The 487-nt window shown below is 54.8% G+C and carries 1 pseudogene; it reads left to right on the forward strand.

What is annotated here, in order from left to right:
* Nucleotides 1–355: 355 nt before the first annotated feature.
* Nucleotides 356–487 (forward strand): annotated as a pseudogene (locus EZM41_RS14705) (asparaginase); the annotation flags it as partial.

The following is a 487-nucleotide window of genomic DNA, read 5'->3' on the forward strand; positions in this document are numbered from 1 at the left end:
AGGTTGGGCTCCTTGGAGCGCGACGCCCGAAGACGTTCAGTCGATCATGGAGGCGGTCATACCTCAAGAACGGTATTATGGTGCCCACCTCAACATCATAGAGCACGGACGCCATATATGCACGGCGCGCTTTTGCGCAGCCTCCTGAACGCGGTTTTCGCCTATCGCATCCACGCCGGCGCGCACAACTTCGATCATCTCCTCCACGCTTCGACCCTTTGAGACGGCCACGAGGCGAACCTATCGATGTCATCTCCTATGAAGGCCCCTTCGGCGTGGGTTACGGCGTGGCCCTTTGGCAACCAGCGACAGCAGAAAAAAAGACAAGGGATGATTTGTCACCGCACGTGAGGCTGGCGCGATATCTTCCTATGATATGACGAGGGAGGCATGCGTCACCAAACTCATGTGGGCTTTGGGACATTCGAGCGATGTGGAAGATATAAGACGCATTGTTCACATGAACGTATCAGGGGAAATATCGATT

It is taken from the genome of Acetomicrobium sp. S15 = DSM 107314, from assembly GCF_016125955.1.
Lineage (GTDB): Bacteria > Synergistota > Synergistia > Synergistales > Thermosynergistaceae > Thermosynergistes > Thermosynergistes pyruvativorans.